At 57.7% G+C, this 13,864-nt stretch carries 11 protein-coding genes; all 11 read left to right on the top strand.

Annotated features, from left to right (window positions below):
- Nucleotides 1-104: 104 nt before the first annotated feature.
- Nucleotides 105-2,774 carry a DNA gyrase subunit A gene (gene gyrA, locus BM019_RS00850; RefSeq protein WP_009045012.1) on the top strand — a complete coding sequence of 890 codons (2,670 nt, stop codon included), beginning with the start codon at nt 105-107 and terminating at the stop codon, nt 2,772-2,774.
- A 64-nt stretch (nt 2,775-2,838) separates the two neighbouring features.
- Nucleotides 2,839-3,924: a 3-phosphoserine/phosphohydroxythreonine transaminase gene (gene serC, locus BM019_RS00845; RefSeq protein ID WP_029527103.1), complete on the top strand. Its 1,086-nt coding sequence runs from the start codon at nt 2,839-2,841 to the stop codon at nt 3,922-3,924.
- Nucleotides 3,924-5,018 (top strand): prephenate dehydratase, encoded by a 1,095-nt coding sequence (gene pheA, locus BM019_RS00840; RefSeq protein WP_009045010.1) that lies wholly within the window; start codon nt 3,924-3,926, stop codon nt 5,016-5,018. The genes serC and pheA overlap by 1 nt, the downstream gene beginning before the upstream one ends.
- A gap of 10 nt (nt 5,019-5,028) precedes the next feature.
- Nucleotides 5,029-6,141 (top strand): histidinol-phosphate transaminase, encoded by a 1,113-nt coding sequence (gene hisC / locus BM019_RS00835; RefSeq protein ID WP_092417395.1) that lies wholly within the window; start codon nt 5,029-5,031, stop codon nt 6,139-6,141.
- Between the two features lie 28 nt (nt 6,142-6,169).
- Nucleotides 6,170-8,377, top strand: a complete 2,208-nt coding sequence (locus BM019_RS00830) for a bifunctional prephenate dehydrogenase/3-phosphoshikimate 1-carboxyvinyltransferase (protein WP_092417394.1) — start codon at nt 6,170-6,172, stop codon at nt 8,375-8,377.
- The gene (cmk, locus tag BM019_RS00825; protein WP_009045007.1) at nt 8,374-9,063 is read left to right on the top strand and encodes a (d)CMP kinase; all 690 of its coding nucleotides are present in this window, start codon (nt 8,374-8,376) and stop codon (nt 9,061-9,063) included. Before BM019_RS00830 ends, cmk begins: the two co-directional genes overlap by 4 nt.
- Nucleotides 9,064-9,184: 121 nt before the next feature.
- Complete coding sequence (gene rpsA / locus BM019_RS00820) at nt 9,185-10,879, top strand: 30S ribosomal protein S1 (RefSeq protein ID WP_007931318.1); 1,695 nt, start codon at nt 9,185-9,187, stop codon at nt 10,877-10,879.
- A 201-nt stretch (nt 10,880-11,080) separates the two neighbouring features.
- A complete protein-coding gene (locus tag BM019_RS00815) occupies nt 11,081-11,362 on the top strand; it encodes a hypothetical protein (RefSeq protein WP_092417393.1) in 282 nt (93 codons plus the stop codon).
- A gap of 183 nt (nt 11,363-11,545) precedes the next feature.
- Entirely contained in the window at nt 11,546-11,839 is a 294-nt protein-coding gene (gene ihfB, locus BM019_RS00810) for an integration host factor subunit beta (RefSeq protein ID WP_008042113.1), read from the top strand.
- 22 nt (nt 11,840-11,861) lie between these two features.
- Nucleotides 11,862-12,083 (top strand): hypothetical protein, encoded by a 222-nt coding sequence (locus tag BM019_RS00805; RefSeq protein WP_009045005.1) that lies wholly within the window; start codon nt 11,862-11,864, stop codon nt 12,081-12,083.
- A gap of 124 nt (nt 12,084-12,207) precedes the next feature.
- On the top strand, nt 12,208-13,263 hold the full coding sequence (locus tag BM019_RS00800; RefSeq protein WP_062825053.1) for an LPS O-antigen chain length determinant protein WzzB: 1,056 nt from the start codon (nt 12,208-12,210) through the stop codon (nt 13,261-13,263).
- The last annotated feature ends 601 nt before the right edge of the window (nt 13,264-13,864 follow it).

Raw genomic sequence — 13,864 nt, 5'->3', positions numbered from 1 at the left:
GATTTGTCGTAAGTCGGTGCATGGCACTAGGCCTGCAGCGGCGAGCTTCGTTCGTCCCATATGGATGTGACGAAGTTTCACCAGAAAAAGGAATCAGGCTTCTCATGGGCGAACTGGCCAAAGAAATCCTCCCGGTCAATATCGAAGACGAGCTGAAACAGTCCTATCTCGACTACGCGATGAGCGTAATCGTCGGGCGGGCACTGCCTGATGCGCGCGATGGCTTGAAGCCCGTGCACCGGCGTGTGCTGTACGCGATGAGCGAGCTCGGTAACGACTGGAACAAGCCGTACAAGAAATCTGCCCGTGTTGTCGGTGACGTGATCGGTAAGTATCACCCGCACGGTGATACCGCGGTGTACGACACCATCGTTCGTATGGCCCAGCCATTCTCCCTGCGCTACCTGCTGGTAGACGGCCAGGGTAACTTCGGTTCGGTCGACGGCGACAACGCGGCGGCCATGCGATACACCGAAGTGCGCATGACCAAGCTGGCGCACGAGCTGCTGGCCGACCTGCACAAGGAAACCGTGGACTGGGTGCCGAACTACGACGGCACCGAACTGATCCCCGCGGTCATGCCGACCAAGATCCCCAACCTGCTGGTCAACGGTTCCAGCGGTATTGCCGTGGGCATGGCGACCAACATTCCGCCGCACAACCTCGGCGAAGTCATCGACGGTTGCCTGGCCCTGATCGACAACCCGGAGCTGACCGTCGATGAGCTGATGCAGCACATCCCGGGCCCGGACTTCCCGACCGCGGCGATCATCAACGGTCGTGAAGGCATCATCGAAGCCTACCGTACCGGTCGCGGGCGCATTTACATGCGTGCCCGCTCGATCATCGAGGACATCGACAAGGTCGGCGGCCGCCAGCAGATCGTCATCACCGAGCTGCCTTACCAGCTGAACAAGGCGCGTCTGATCGAGAAGATCGCCGAGCTGGTCAAGGAGAAGAAGCTCGAAGGCATCACCGAGCTGCGCGACGAGTCCGACAAGGACGGTATGCGCGTGGTGATCGAGCTGCGCCGTGGCGAAGTGCCGGAGGTGATCCTCAACAACCTCTACGCCCAGACCCAGCTGCAGAGCGTGTTCGGTATCAACATCGTTGCGCTGATCGACGGTCGTCCGCGGATCCTCAACCTGAAGGACCTGCTGGAAGCCTTCGTGCGTCACCGCCGTGAAGTGGTGACCCGCCGTACCGTATTCGAACTGCGCAAGGCTCGTGAACGTGGTCACATTCTCGAAGGCCAGGCCGTTGCCCTGTCGAACATCGACCCGGTCATCGCCCTGATCAAGGCCTCGCCGACCCCGTCGGAAGCCAAGGAAGCGCTGATCAGCACGCCTTGGGAGTCCAGCGCGGTGATGACCATGGTCGAGCGTGCCGGCGCGGATTCCTGCCGTCCGGAGAACCTCGATCCGCAATACGGTCTGCGCGACGGCAAGTACTTCCTGTCGCCAGAGCAGGCACAAGCCATTCTGGAATTGCGTCTGCACCGCCTGACCGGCCTCGAGCATGAAAAACTGCTGGCCGAGTACCAGGAGATCCTCAACCAGATCGGCGAGCTGATCCGCATCCTCAACAGCGCCACGCGCCTGATGGAAGTGATCCGCGAAGAGCTGGAAGTGATTCGCGCCGAATACGGCGATGTGCGTCGCACCGAGATCCTCGATGCCCGTCTCGACCTGACCCTGGGCGACATGATCCCGGAAGAAGAGCGTGTCGTGACCATTTCCCACGGCGGCTATGCCAAGACCCAGCCGCTGGCCGCGTACCAGGCCCAGCGTCGTGGCGGCAAAGGCAAGTCGGCAACCGGCGTCAAGGATGAGGACTACATCGCTCACCTGCTGGTGGCCAACAGTCACACCACGCTGTTGCTGTTCTCCAGCAAGGGCAAGGTCTACTGGCTGAAAACCTATGAAATCCCCGAGGCGTCCCGTGCCGCCCGCGGTCGTCCGCTGGTCAACCTGCTGCCGCTGGATGACGGTGAATACATCACCACCATGCTGCCGGTCGAGGAATACACCGAGGGTCACTACATCTTCATGGCGACCGCTAACGGCACCGTGAAGAAGACCCCGCTGGAATCCTTCAGCCGTCAGCGCAGCGTTGGTCTGATCGCGCTGGAACTGGACGAGGGCGATGTGCTGATTTCCGCCGCGATCACCGATGGCGAACGCGAAGTCATGCTGTTCTCCGATGGCGGCAAGGTGACTCGCTTCAAGGAGTCCGACGTTCGTGCCATGGGCCGTACTGCCCGTGGTGTGCGCGGCATGCGTCTGCCGGAAGGGCAGAAGCTGATCTCCATGCTGATCCCGGAAGAAGGCAGCCAGATCCTCACCGCTTCGGCGCGTGGTTATGGCAAGCGCACGGCGATCACCGAGTTCCCTGAGTACAAGCGTGGCGGTCAAGGCGTTATCGCCATGGTCAGCAACGAGCGTAACGGCCGCCTGGTTGGCGCGGTCCAGGTGCTCGACGGCGAGGAAATCATGCTGATTTCCGACCAGGGCACCCTGGTGCGCACCCGGGTCGATGAAGTGTCCAGCCTGGGCCGTAACACCCAGGGCGTGACCTTGATCAAGCTGGCCAGCGACGAAACGCTGGTAGGCCTGGAACGGGTTCAGGAGCCGTCCGAAGTCGAAGGCGACGAATTGGAAGACGAGGATGGCGAGGTGCTCGAGGGCGTCGTGCTGGATGCGGCGACCGACTCGGATGATGCCGTCGAAGGCCAGCAGGCTGACGCCGCGGGCGAAGAAGAGTCGCAAGACTAAATAAATCGTAGCAGGGCAGAGTGTTTGCTCTGTCCGCTACCGTGAATGCATAGCGAGAGTGGATGTGAGCAAACGAGCCTATAACTTCTGCGCAGGTCCCGCTGCGCTACCTGAAGCTGTCCTGTTGCGTGCCCAGGCCGAATTGCTGGATTGGCATGGCAAGGGCCTGTCGGTCATGGAGATGAGCCATCGCAGCGATGAGTTCGTCTCCATTGCCACCAAGGCCGAGCAGGATCTGCGTGATCTGCTGAATATCCCCTCGAACTATAAAGTGCTGTTTCTGCAAGGCGGCGCCAGCCAGCAATTTGCTCAGATCCCGCTGAACCTGTTGCCGGAAAATGGCACGGCCGACTATATCGACACCGGTATCTGGTCGCAGAAAGCCATTGAAGAAGCCTCGCGCTACGGCCATGTCAATGTGGCTGCCACCGCCAAGCCTTACGATTACTTCGCCATCCCTGGCCAGAACGAATGGCAGCTGTCGAAAGATGCGGCCTACGTGCACTACGCGCCGAACGAAACCATCGGCGGCCTGGAGTTCCAGTGGATCCCGGAAACCGGCGACGTTCCGCTGGTGGCCGACATGTCTTCCGACATCCTCTCGCGCCCTGTGGATATCTCCCGTTTCGGCATGATCTATGCCGGCGCGCAGAAAAACATCGGCCCGAGCGGCATCCTGGTCAATATCGTTCGCGAGGACCTGCTGGGTCGCGCGCGTTCGCTGTGCCCGACCATGCTCGACTACAAGGTCGCGGCGGATAACGGCTCGATGTACAACACTCCGCCGACTCTGGCTTGGTACCTGTCCGGCCTGGTGTTCGAGTGGCTCAAGGAGCAGGGGGGGGTGGAAGCCATCGCCAAGCTCAATGACGTCAAACAGCGCACCCTGTACGACTTCATCGACGCCAGCGGCCTGTACAGCAACCCGATCAATAAGTCGGACCGTTCGTGGATGAACGTGCCGTTCCGCCTGGCCGATGACCGTCTGGACAAGCCGTTCCTGGCCGGCGCCGACGCGCGTGGCCTGCTGAACCTCAAGGGGCACCGTTCGGTAGGCGGCATGCGCGCATCCATCTACAACGCCGTCGACATCAATGCGGTCAATGCGCTGGTGGCCTACATGGCAGAGTTCGAGAAGGAACACGGCTAATGTCTGAGCAAGAACTCAAGGCGCTTCGCCTGCGCATCGATGCTCTGGACGAGAAAGTCCTGGAGCTGATCAGTGAGCGCGCGCGCTGCGCCCAGGAAGTCGCGCGAGTAAAGATGGCCTCGCTGGCCGAAGGCGAAGTGCCGGTGTTCTATCGTCCTGAGCGTGAAGCTCAGGTGCTCAAGCGGGTGATGGAGCGCAATCAGGGGCCGTTGGGCAACGAAGAGATGGCGCGGCTGTTCCGTGAAATCATGTCGTCCTGCCTGGCGCTCGAGCAGCCGCTGAAAGTGGCTTACCTCGGTCCGGAAGGGACCTTCACCCAGGCCGCGGCCATGAAGCACTTCGGTCACGCGGTGATCAGCAAGCCAATGGCGGCGATCGACGAAGTGTTCCGTGAGGTGGCGGCGGGAGCGGTGAACTTTGGCGTGGTGCCTGTGGAAAACTCCACCGAGGGTGCGGTCAACCACACACTCGACAGTTTCCTGGAGCACGACATGGTGATCTGCGGCGAGGTCGAGCTGCGTATCCACCATCATCTGCTGGTCGGTGAAAACACCAAGACCGACAGCATCAGCCGCATCTACTCCCATGCCCAGTCCCTGGCGCAGTGCCGCAAGTGGCTGGATGCCCATTATCCGAATGTCGAGCGGGTGGCGGTTTCCAGCAACGCCGAGGCGGCCAAGCGGGTCAAGGGCGAGTGGAACTCGGCGGCCATCGCCGGCGATATGGCAGCGAGCCTGTATGGCTTGACCCGTCTGGCCGAGAAAATCGAGGATCGCCCGGACAATTCCACGCGCTTCCTGATGATCGGCAACCAGGAAGTGCCGCCGACCGGCGACGACAAGACCTCGATCATCGTTTCCATGAGCAACAAGCCCGGCGCTCTGCATGAGCTGCTGGTGCCGTTCCATGACAACGGTATCGATCTGACGCGTATCGAAACCCGGCCTTCGCGCAGCGGCAAGTGGACCTATGTGTTCTTTATCGACTTCGTCGGCCACCATCGCGATCCATTGATCAAGGGTGTGCTGGAAAAGATCAGTCAGGAAGCAGTGGCACTCAAGGTGCTGGGTTCCTACCCGAAAGCGGTTCTCTGAGGCTTTAACAATGAGTGGCGACTTCCTCGCTCTGGCACAGCCGGGCGTGCAACAACTTTCGCCTTACGTTCCGGGCAAGCCCGTGGACGAACTGGCACGCGAGCTGGATATCGATCCGGCGAAAATCGTCAAGCTGGCGAGTAACGAAAACCCGCTGGGCGCCAGTCCCAAGGCGCTGGCGGCGATTCGCGAAGAGCTGGCCGAGCTGACCCGCTATCCGGATGGCAATGGTTTTGCGCTCAAGACCCTGTTGGCCGAGCGCTGTGGCGTCGAGCTGGCGCAGGTCACCCTGGGCAATGGTTCCAACGACATCCTGGAGCTGGTCGCCCGCGCCTATCTGGCGCCTGGCCTGAATGCGGTGTTCAGCGAACACGCCTTTGCGGTCTATCCGATCGTTACCCAGGCCGTGGGGGCCGAAGCTCGAGTGATTCCGGCCAAGGACTGGGGTCATGACTTGCCGGCCATGCTGCAGGCTATCGATGCCGATACCCGAGTGGTCTTTATCGCCAACCCGAACAATCCGACCGGCACCTGGTTCAGCGCCGAGGCGCTGGACGATTTCCTCCAGGACGTACCGGCGCATGTGCTGGTGGTGCTGGACGAGGCTTATATCGAATACGCCGAAGGCAGCGACCTGCCGGATGGCCTGGATTTCCTGGCCGCCTATCCGAACCTGCTGGTTTCGCGAACCTTCTCCAAGGCCTACGGCCTGGCTGCGTTGCGCGTGGGTTATGGCTTGTCGACTCCGACCGTTGCCGATGTGCTCAATCGCGTTCGCCAGCCCTTCAACGTCAATAGCCTGGCCCTGGCGGCGGCGTGTGCGGCGCTGGAGGATACCGATTACCTGGCCGAGAGCCGTCGCTTGAACGAGGCGGGCATGCAGCAGCTGGAAGCCGGCTTCCGGGAGCTGGGCCTGAGCTGGATCGCTTCCCGGGGCAACTTCATCGCGGTGGATGTCGGGCGGGTTGCCGCGCCGGTGTTCCAGGGTTTGTTGCGTGAAGGGGTGATCGTGCGTCCGGTGGCCAACTACGGCATGCCGAATCATCTGCGCGTGACCATTGGTCTGCCGGCTGAAAACACCCGTTTCCTCGAGGCTTTGGCCAAGGTTCTGGCTCGTGGTTGATGTCATTCCAGTGCAACCTGCGGAGCCCATGATCGGTCGCCTGGTGGTGGTCGGTCTGGGACTGATCGGCGGTTCCTTTGCCAAGGGCCTGCGTGAAAGTGGCGTATGTCGCGAAGTGGTCGGTGTCGATCTCGATCCGCAATCGCGCAAGCTGGCCGTTGAGTTGGGCGTGGTGGACCGCTGTGAAGAAGACCTGGCGCTGGCGTGCCAGGGCGCTGACGTGATCCAGCTGGCGGTGCCGATTCTGGCCATGGAAAAACTGCTGGCGATTCTGGCTGGCATGGATCTGGGGCAGGCGATCCTGACCGATGTCGGCAGCGCCAAGGGCAATGTGGTGCGGGCGGCGACCGAGGCCTTTGGTGGCATGCCGCCGCGCTTCGTCCCGGGGCATCCGATCGCCGGTTCCGAACAGAGCGGGGTGGAAGCCGCCAATGGCCAGTTGTTCCGCCGCCACAAAGTGATCCTGACGCCGCTGGATCAGACCGACCCGGCAGCGCTGGCGGTGGTCGATAAACTCTGGCGGGAACTGGGGGCGGATGTCGAGCATATGCAGGTCGAGCGCCACGATGAGGTGCTGGCCGCGACCAGTCATCTGCCGCACTTGCTGGCGTTTGGTCTGGTCGATTCGTTGGCCAAGCGCAGTGAAAATCTGGACATCTTCCGCTACGCTGCGGGCGGTTTCCGTGATTTCACGAGAATCGCCGGTAGTGATCCGGTCATGTGGCACGACATCTTCCTCGCCAATCGCGAAGCTGTCCTGCGCACACTCGATACATTTCGCAATGACCTCGACGCCTTGCGCGACGCGGTCGATGCAGGGGATGGGCACCAGTTGTTGGGCGTATTCACTCGCGCCCGGGTTGCTCGCGAGCATTTCAGTAAAATCCTGGCCCGTCGGGCCTATGTGGACGCTATGAACTCCAATAACCTGATTTTCCTGGCAAATCCTGGTGGCCGCCTGACTGGGCGGATTCGTGTACCAGGCGACAAGTCGATTTCTCACCGTTCGATCATGCTCGGCTCCCTGGCTGAAGGTACTACCGAAGTCGAAGGCTTCCTCGAGGGCGAGGACGCCCTGGCGACGCTGCAGGCTTTCCGTGACATGGGTGTGGTGATCGAAGGTCCGCACCATGGTCGCGTGACCATCCATGGCGTCGGCCTGCATGGCTTGAAGCCGGCTCCGGGCCCAATCTACCTGGGCAACTCCGGCACCTCGATGCGCCTGCTGTCCGGTCTGCTGGCCGCGCAGAGTTTCGATAGTGTGCTGACAGGCGACGCGTCGCTATCCAAGCGTCCGATGAATCGCGTAGCCAATCCGCTGCGCGAGATGGGAGCGGTCATTGAAACCGCAGCGGAAGGGCGTCCGCCGATGACCATCCGTGGTGGCCACAAGCTCAAGGGGCTGACTTACACCATGCCAATGGCCAGTGCCCAGGTTAAGTCTTGCCTGCTGTTGGCTGGCCTGTACGCCGAAGGCAAGACCACTGTGACTGAGCCTGCGCCAACCCGCGATCACACCGAGCGCATGCTGCGCGGTTTCGGTTACCCGGTGGTGGTCGACGGCGCCACGGCCTCGGTCGAGTCCGGCGGCAAGCTGCAGGCGACCCATATCGAAGTGCCTGCGGATATCTCCTCGGCGGCCTTCTTCCTGGTGGCTGCGTCCATCGCCGAAGGTTCCGAGCTGGTGCTCGAGCATGTTGGTATCAACCCGACTCGCACCGGGGTAATCGATATCCTGCGCCTGATGGGGGCTGATATCAGCCTGGAAAACCAACGTGAGGTCGGCGGCGAACCTGTGGCGGACCTGCGGGTTCGCGCGGCGAAGCTCAAGGGGATCGAGATTCCGGAAGAGCTGGTCCCGCTGGCGATCGACGAGTTCCCGGTGCTGTTCGTTGCCGCAGCCTGTGCCGAAGGGCGTACCGTGCTGCGTGGCGCCGAAGAGCTGCGGGTCAAGGAGTCCGACCGCATCCAGGTGATGGCCGATGGTTTGCTGGCCCTGGGTGTCAAGTGCGAGCCGACGCCGGACGGTATCATCATCGATGGCAGCCAGATTGGCGGCGGCGAAGTGCACGGGCATGGCGATCACCGTATCGCCATGGCTTTCAGCGTGGCTTCATTGCGTGCCAATGCGCCAATCCGCATCCATGACTGCGCCAACGTTGCCACGTCCTTCCCGAACTTCCTTGCGCTATGTGCACAAGTCGGCATTCGTGTTGCGCAAGAGGCCCAGTCGTGAACATCAAGGCGCCAGTCATCACCATCGATGGGCCAAGCGGCTCGGGCAAGGGCACCATTGCCGGGATTCTGGCCAAGCGCCTGGGCTGGTGTCTGCTGGATTCCGGTGCCTTGTACCGCTTGCTGGCTTTTGCCGCGCGCAATCATGGTGTCGACCTGACCAATGAGGAGTCGCTGAAGCTGTTGGCGGCTCATCTGGATGTGCAATTCGTCGGAGCGACCGAAGGTCATCCGCAACGCATCATTCTGGAAGGTGATGACGTCACCGACGATTTGCGCAACGAGCAGGTGGGTGCTTGGGCCTCCCAGGTTGCGGCGCTGCCGGCCGTGCGCGATGCGCTGTTGCAGCGTCAGCGGGCTTTTCAGGAGCCGCCGGGACTGGTGGCCGATGGGCGCGACATGGGGACAGTGGTATTTCCCGATGCGCCTCTGAAGATATTCCTCACCGCAAGTGCCGAGGAGCGCGCGCGCCGTCGCTACTTGCAGTTGAAGGGAAAAGTCGATGGTGTTAGTCTGTCGAGTCTGCTAGATGAGATTCGTGCGCGCGATGAGCGCGACACCCAGCGAGCAGTCGCCCCGCTCAAGCCGGCGGTTGACGCTATACAGCTGGATTCCACGGAGTTGTCCATCGAGCAGGTGCTGGAACGCATCTTGAGCGAAATCGCCATTCGCGATATCACCGGGTGACCAAGGAGGGGCGCAGGGGACCAGTCATAGTCCTGCGGTCCTTCTTTTATATGAACGTAACCCACATTGTCTGGGATGTGGCAGATGGGCGTATTCTTCGCCCTTATCAACAGGAATTAAAATGAGCGAAAGCTTTGCGGAACTCTTTGAAGAAAGCCTAAAAACCCTGAACCTTCAGGCAGGCTCCATCATCACCGGTGTTATCGTCGACATCGACTACCAAGCGCGTTGGGTAACCGTTCACGCTGGTCTGAAGTCTGAAGCGCTGATCCCGCTTGAGCAGTTCTACAACGATGCTGGCGAACTGTCCATCAATGTTGGTGATGAAGTTCACGTTGCTCTGGATTCGGTTGAAGACGGCTTTGGTGAAACCAAGCTGTCCCGTGAAAAAGCCAAGCGCGCTGAATGCTGGATCGTTCTGGAAGCAGCCTTCGCAGCCGAAGAAGTGGTCAAGGGCGTTATCAACGGTAAGGTTAAAGGCGGCTTCACTGTCGACGTTAACGGCATCCGTGCGTTCCTGCCAGGTTCTCTGGTTGACGTCCGTCCAGTGCGCGACACTACGCACCTGGAAGGCAAAGAGCTCGAGTTTAAAGTCATCAAACTCGACCAGAAGCGCAACAACGTTGTCGTTTCCCGCCGTAGCGTCCTCGAAGCCGAGAACTCCGCTGAGCGTGAAGCTCTGCTGGAATCCCTGCAGGAAGGTCAGCAAGTCAAAGGTATCGTCAAAAACCTCACCGATTACGGCGCATTCGTCGATCTGGGTGGCGTCGATGGCCTGCTGCACATTACCGACATGGCTTGGAAGCGCATCAAGCATCCTTCCGAAATCGTCAACGTTGGCGACGAGATCGATGTCAAGGTTCTGAAGTACGATCGCGAGCGCAATCGTGTTTCCCTGGGCCTGAAGCAGCTGGGCGAAGATCCATGGGTTGCTATCAAAGCCCGTTACCCAGAAAGCACTCGCGTTACCGCTCGTGTAACCAACCTGACCGACTACGGCTGCTTCGCTGAGCTGGAAGAAGGCGTTGAAGGTCTGGTGCACGTTTCGGAAATGGACTGGACCAACAAGAACATCCATCCTTCGAAAGTCGTACAAGTCGGCGACGAAGTGGAAGTTATGGTTCTGGACATCGACGAAGAGCGTCGTCGTATCTCCCTGGGCATCAAGCAGTGCAAATCTAACCCATGGGAAGATTTCTCTGGCCAGTTCAACAAGGGCGATAAAATCTCCGGCACCATTAAGTCGATCACCGATTTCGGTATCTTCATTGGTCTGGACGGTGGCATCGACGGTCTGGTTCACCTGTCCGACATCTCCTGGAACGAAGTGGGCGAAGAAGCCGTACGCCGCTTCAAGAAGGGCGACGAGCTGGACACCGTTATCCTGTCGGTTGACCCAGAGCGTGAGCGCATCTCCCTGGGCATCAAGCAACTGGAAAGCGATCCATTCTCCGAGTACGTTCAAGAGAACGACAAGGGTGCAATCGTTAAGGGTGTTGTAAAAGAAGTTGACGCCAAAGGCGCCATCATCACCCTGGCCAACGATATCGAAGCTACTCTGAAAGCCTCCGAAATCAGCCGTGATCGCATCGAAGATGCTCGTAACGTCCTGAAAGAAGGCGAAGAAGTTGAAGCCAAGATCATCAGCGTTGACCGTAAGAGCCGTGTAATCCAGCTCTCGATCAAGTCGAAAGACGTTGAAGACGAGAAAGAAGCTATCCAGAGCCTGCGCGACAAGCCAGCTGCTTCGGATATCGCTGCTGGTCCTACCACTCTGGGCGACCTGCTGCGTGCACAGATGGAAAAGCAGAACTAAGTTCTGTCAGACCATAGAAAAAGGGCGACTTCGGTCGCCCTTTTTTGTGCCTGCGATTTGGGTTCTGGCTTGCATCTGTCAAGGAAGGGAAACCAATAGAGTCATTCGGGTGTCTATTTTCTTAAGCGGATCAATAACCTATTCAGGGCTAGGCTTATTTGAGCTGAGTGATGGTGGGCGATTGCCCGTATAAGGAAGTAGATGAAAAATCTCATCGTGATTTTTGCGGTTCTAGTTTTGGTGGGCTGTACGACCAATGCTAAGGTTCATGCGGTCCGTGGTGTCAGCGGCATCGAGATCGACTGCTCCGGTCTTGGGGGTGGATGGGGCAAGTGCTACAAGCGTGCCGAGCGTGAATGCAAGGGGGGTGGCTATAAGGTCATCGCCAGGTCCAGTGATGCCAAGGACGAGGAGGGTGACTATCCCTTTGGCTGGAATCCTGCGGGTTACCTCACGCGGACCATGCTTGTCATATGCCGCTAGTAGGATGGCGTGGTGGGAGGTCAAATTGCTGCGGAGTTTTTGTTTTAGGCGCTGTTGAATGCCTTCGTTTATGGTGTTTTCGCAAGGGGGAAGATAAGTCAATGCTTAGGCTGTTCAAAATCGCCCGGCCGTGCTAAAACCTTTGAAGCGCTTATCTAGCTGCTTGAAAAAGAAGGGAAAAATATGACGAAGTCGGAGTTGATCGAACGAATTGTCACCCATCAAGGGCTGCTCTCATCCAAGGATGTGGAGCTGGCCATCAAGACCATGCTTGAGCAAATGTCCCAATGCCTGGCAACCGGAGATCGCATTGAGATTCGGGGCTTTGGTAGCTTCTCCCTGCACTATCGTGCACCGCGCGTAGGTCGCAATCCGAAGACAGGCCAGTCTGTCAGTTTGGATGGTAAATTCGTTCCGCATTTCAAACCGGGCAAAGAGCTTCGGGATCGGGTGAATGAGGAAGAGGAGGAGGTGTGATGTTTTTAGCGGGAGGGATCATATGCGTACTTTGAGGCGTGTGCTGCTCGCGATTGTTTTTTTTGCTTTTGCCTTGTCGATTCTCATTTTTGTGTTGGAGAACCAGGAGGCTGTTGTATTGAGCTTTCTGGGGCGCTCTATTTCTGCATTTCCTGTTTCTATCTACATTATATTTTCATTGTTGGTTGGTATGATTTTTGGTCCATTGTTGAGGGCTGTGCTCAAGGGTGGGCAAAAAAAATAGTAGTTGCCTGTAGTGCGGCTATGGTGCCAAAGACTGTCTAGCATGAGGGGATTTTCTTGGGTGTCTGGTATGGGGTTGTTGGTGCATTTTTGAGTCGGGGTGTTTAATTAAAAGGTTGATTTGCATGCAGGGCGACTTGATGGTGAGCAAGAAAGATGAAGAGGTGGATCTGCAGGAGCTTGTTCGGGTTCTTTGGGGTAAAAAGGCTTGGATACTGATTTTTACGTTACTATCGGTGCTATTTGCCGCCGCCTTTGCCTTTTTGAGTAAACCTGAGTATGAAGCCAAAGGATATGTGGTGCCTCCAACTCAGAAAGATATAGAAAATTTTAACTATGGTAGAACTAAGGATTCTCAGTTAACCCCTTATACTATTAAAGATGTATATGGTGTATTTATTTCCTATTTTCAGGCTGAGTCGCTCCGGCAAGATTTTTTTAACAACGTCTATCTGCCTTCTTTGAGTGAGGAGGAGCGCCAAGGGGCGCAAGATGGATTGTATTCAGGCTTTTCCAAAAGGTTGAGCATTACTCTGCCAGGCAAGGATTTTCCTGATCGTTATTCCATTACTGTGCGCAGTGAAAGTCCTGCTCAATCTGTAGAGTGGGTTCACCAATATGTAGCTCGTGCCAGTGATCTGGCAAAGCAGGAGCTATTGGCCAACGTAAGGCGTGAGGCTGAGGTGGGGGCGCGAAACGTCGAGCAGCAGATTGCAGCATTGCGTAATGTTAGCCAGAAAGAGCGGGAGGACTCTATTGTTAGGCTTCAGGAGGCGTTACAAGTTGCAGAAGCATTGGGGCTTGAAAAGCCGTTGATCATAACAGGAAACTCGGCCATCGAGGTTGCTGGTAATATAGCGGGTCAACCTGTTTATATGCGCGGGGCCAAGGCTTTGAAGGCTGAGATTGAAAATATGGAGTTGCGTAAATCCGATGACCCCTTTATTAGTCGTTTGCGTGAGTTGCAAGGTAAGTATGACTTTTATAAAGGGGTTGAGGTCAAAGTTGGAGATGTGTCTGTCTATCGAATGGATGGCGGTATTGCTCGATATGACACGCCGGTAAAGCCGGTGAAATCCATGATTCTTGCATTGGGGTTGCTGATTGGCTTGGTCGGGAGTAGCGGGCTGGTGCTTGTTGTTTATTTGATAGCTAGAGGTCGGTCTGCTGTATCCTCCTGAGAAAGATTGTTTCAGCTTTGGCGCGTGTGGGTCACTGAGTTGGCTGTGTTTTCGACTGTGATGTCTGTGTTCAGCGGCTACTGAGGCTGCCTCAGGTTTTTTGCTTGACGGGCTTGACGTTTCTTTGGCGTGAGTTCGGTTCATGCATCGATGCTGCCTTGCGGAAAGGCTTCCAGTGGCTATCGGCTCAGGCATTTTCTTCTTTTACGGGCAGGTCGGTAGTGATTTGCCCGGTTCGAGGCCTCACTTTGGCGCTTCTAGCACCATAAAAAACTTGGCTTGGCGCCCAGAATTGCTCGGTCAGTTCAGGCATAATGGTCATTATGAAGCTGGAGGATGGCTTGGCTGACGGTTGCTCGCTTCAAATTCCGTGTTGAATGCATTTGTGGCGCTATTAGGTAATCGGTAGTGGCTAAATAGTAGCCGCTGGGCGCTTTCTGTCGGTATCTGCGAAAAGCTCTGCTTGTGAGGCATCGTTCACTGGGCGTATCCGAATAATGTATTATGCCCGGTGATATGTCTGCGATTGGTGCGGAATCGTCCCATCTTATGTGGTTCGATAGGTCAGGCAATGATGTGGCGGTAATAAAGCTTCAGGCTG

Origin of the sequence: Pseudomonas sp. NFPP07 (genome assembly GCF_900115645.1) — a bacterium.
Taxonomy (GTDB): Bacteria; Pseudomonadota; Gammaproteobacteria; order Pseudomonadales; family Pseudomonadaceae; genus Aquipseudomonas; species Aquipseudomonas chlororaphis.
This window is presented reverse-complemented; position numbering and strand designations above follow the sequence as displayed.

Bases quoted from the DNA above. Each gene is read 5' to 3' on its own strand.
- gyrA (WP_009045012.1), top strand. From the start codon at position 105: ATGGGCGAACTGGCCAAAGAAATCCTCCCGGTCAATATCGAAGACGAG.
- pheA (WP_009045010.1), top strand. From the start codon at position 3,924: ATGTCTGAGCAAGAACTCAAGGCGCTTCGCCTGCGCATCGATGCTCTG.
- hisC (WP_092417395.1), top strand. From the start codon at position 5,029: ATGAGTGGCGACTTCCTCGCTCTGGCACAGCCGGGCGTGCAACAACTT.
- BM019_RS00830 (WP_092417394.1), top strand. From the start codon at position 6,170: ATGATCGGTCGCCTGGTGGTGGTCGGTCTGGGACTGATCGGCGGTTCC.
- rpsA (WP_007931318.1), top strand. From the start codon at position 9,185: ATGAGCGAAAGCTTTGCGGAACTCTTTGAAGAAAGCCTAAAAACCCTG.
- BM019_RS00815 (WP_092417393.1), top strand. From the start codon at position 11,081: ATGAAAAATCTCATCGTGATTTTTGCGGTTCTAGTTTTGGTGGGCTGT.
- ihfB (WP_008042113.1), top strand. From the start codon at position 11,546: ATGACGAAGTCGGAGTTGATCGAACGAATTGTCACCCATCAAGGGCTG.
- BM019_RS00805 (WP_009045005.1), top strand. From the start codon at position 11,862: ATGCGTACTTTGAGGCGTGTGCTGCTCGCGATTGTTTTTTTTGCTTTT.
- BM019_RS00800 (WP_062825053.1), top strand. From the start codon at position 12,208: ATGCAGGGCGACTTGATGGTGAGCAAGAAAGATGAAGAGGTGGATCTG.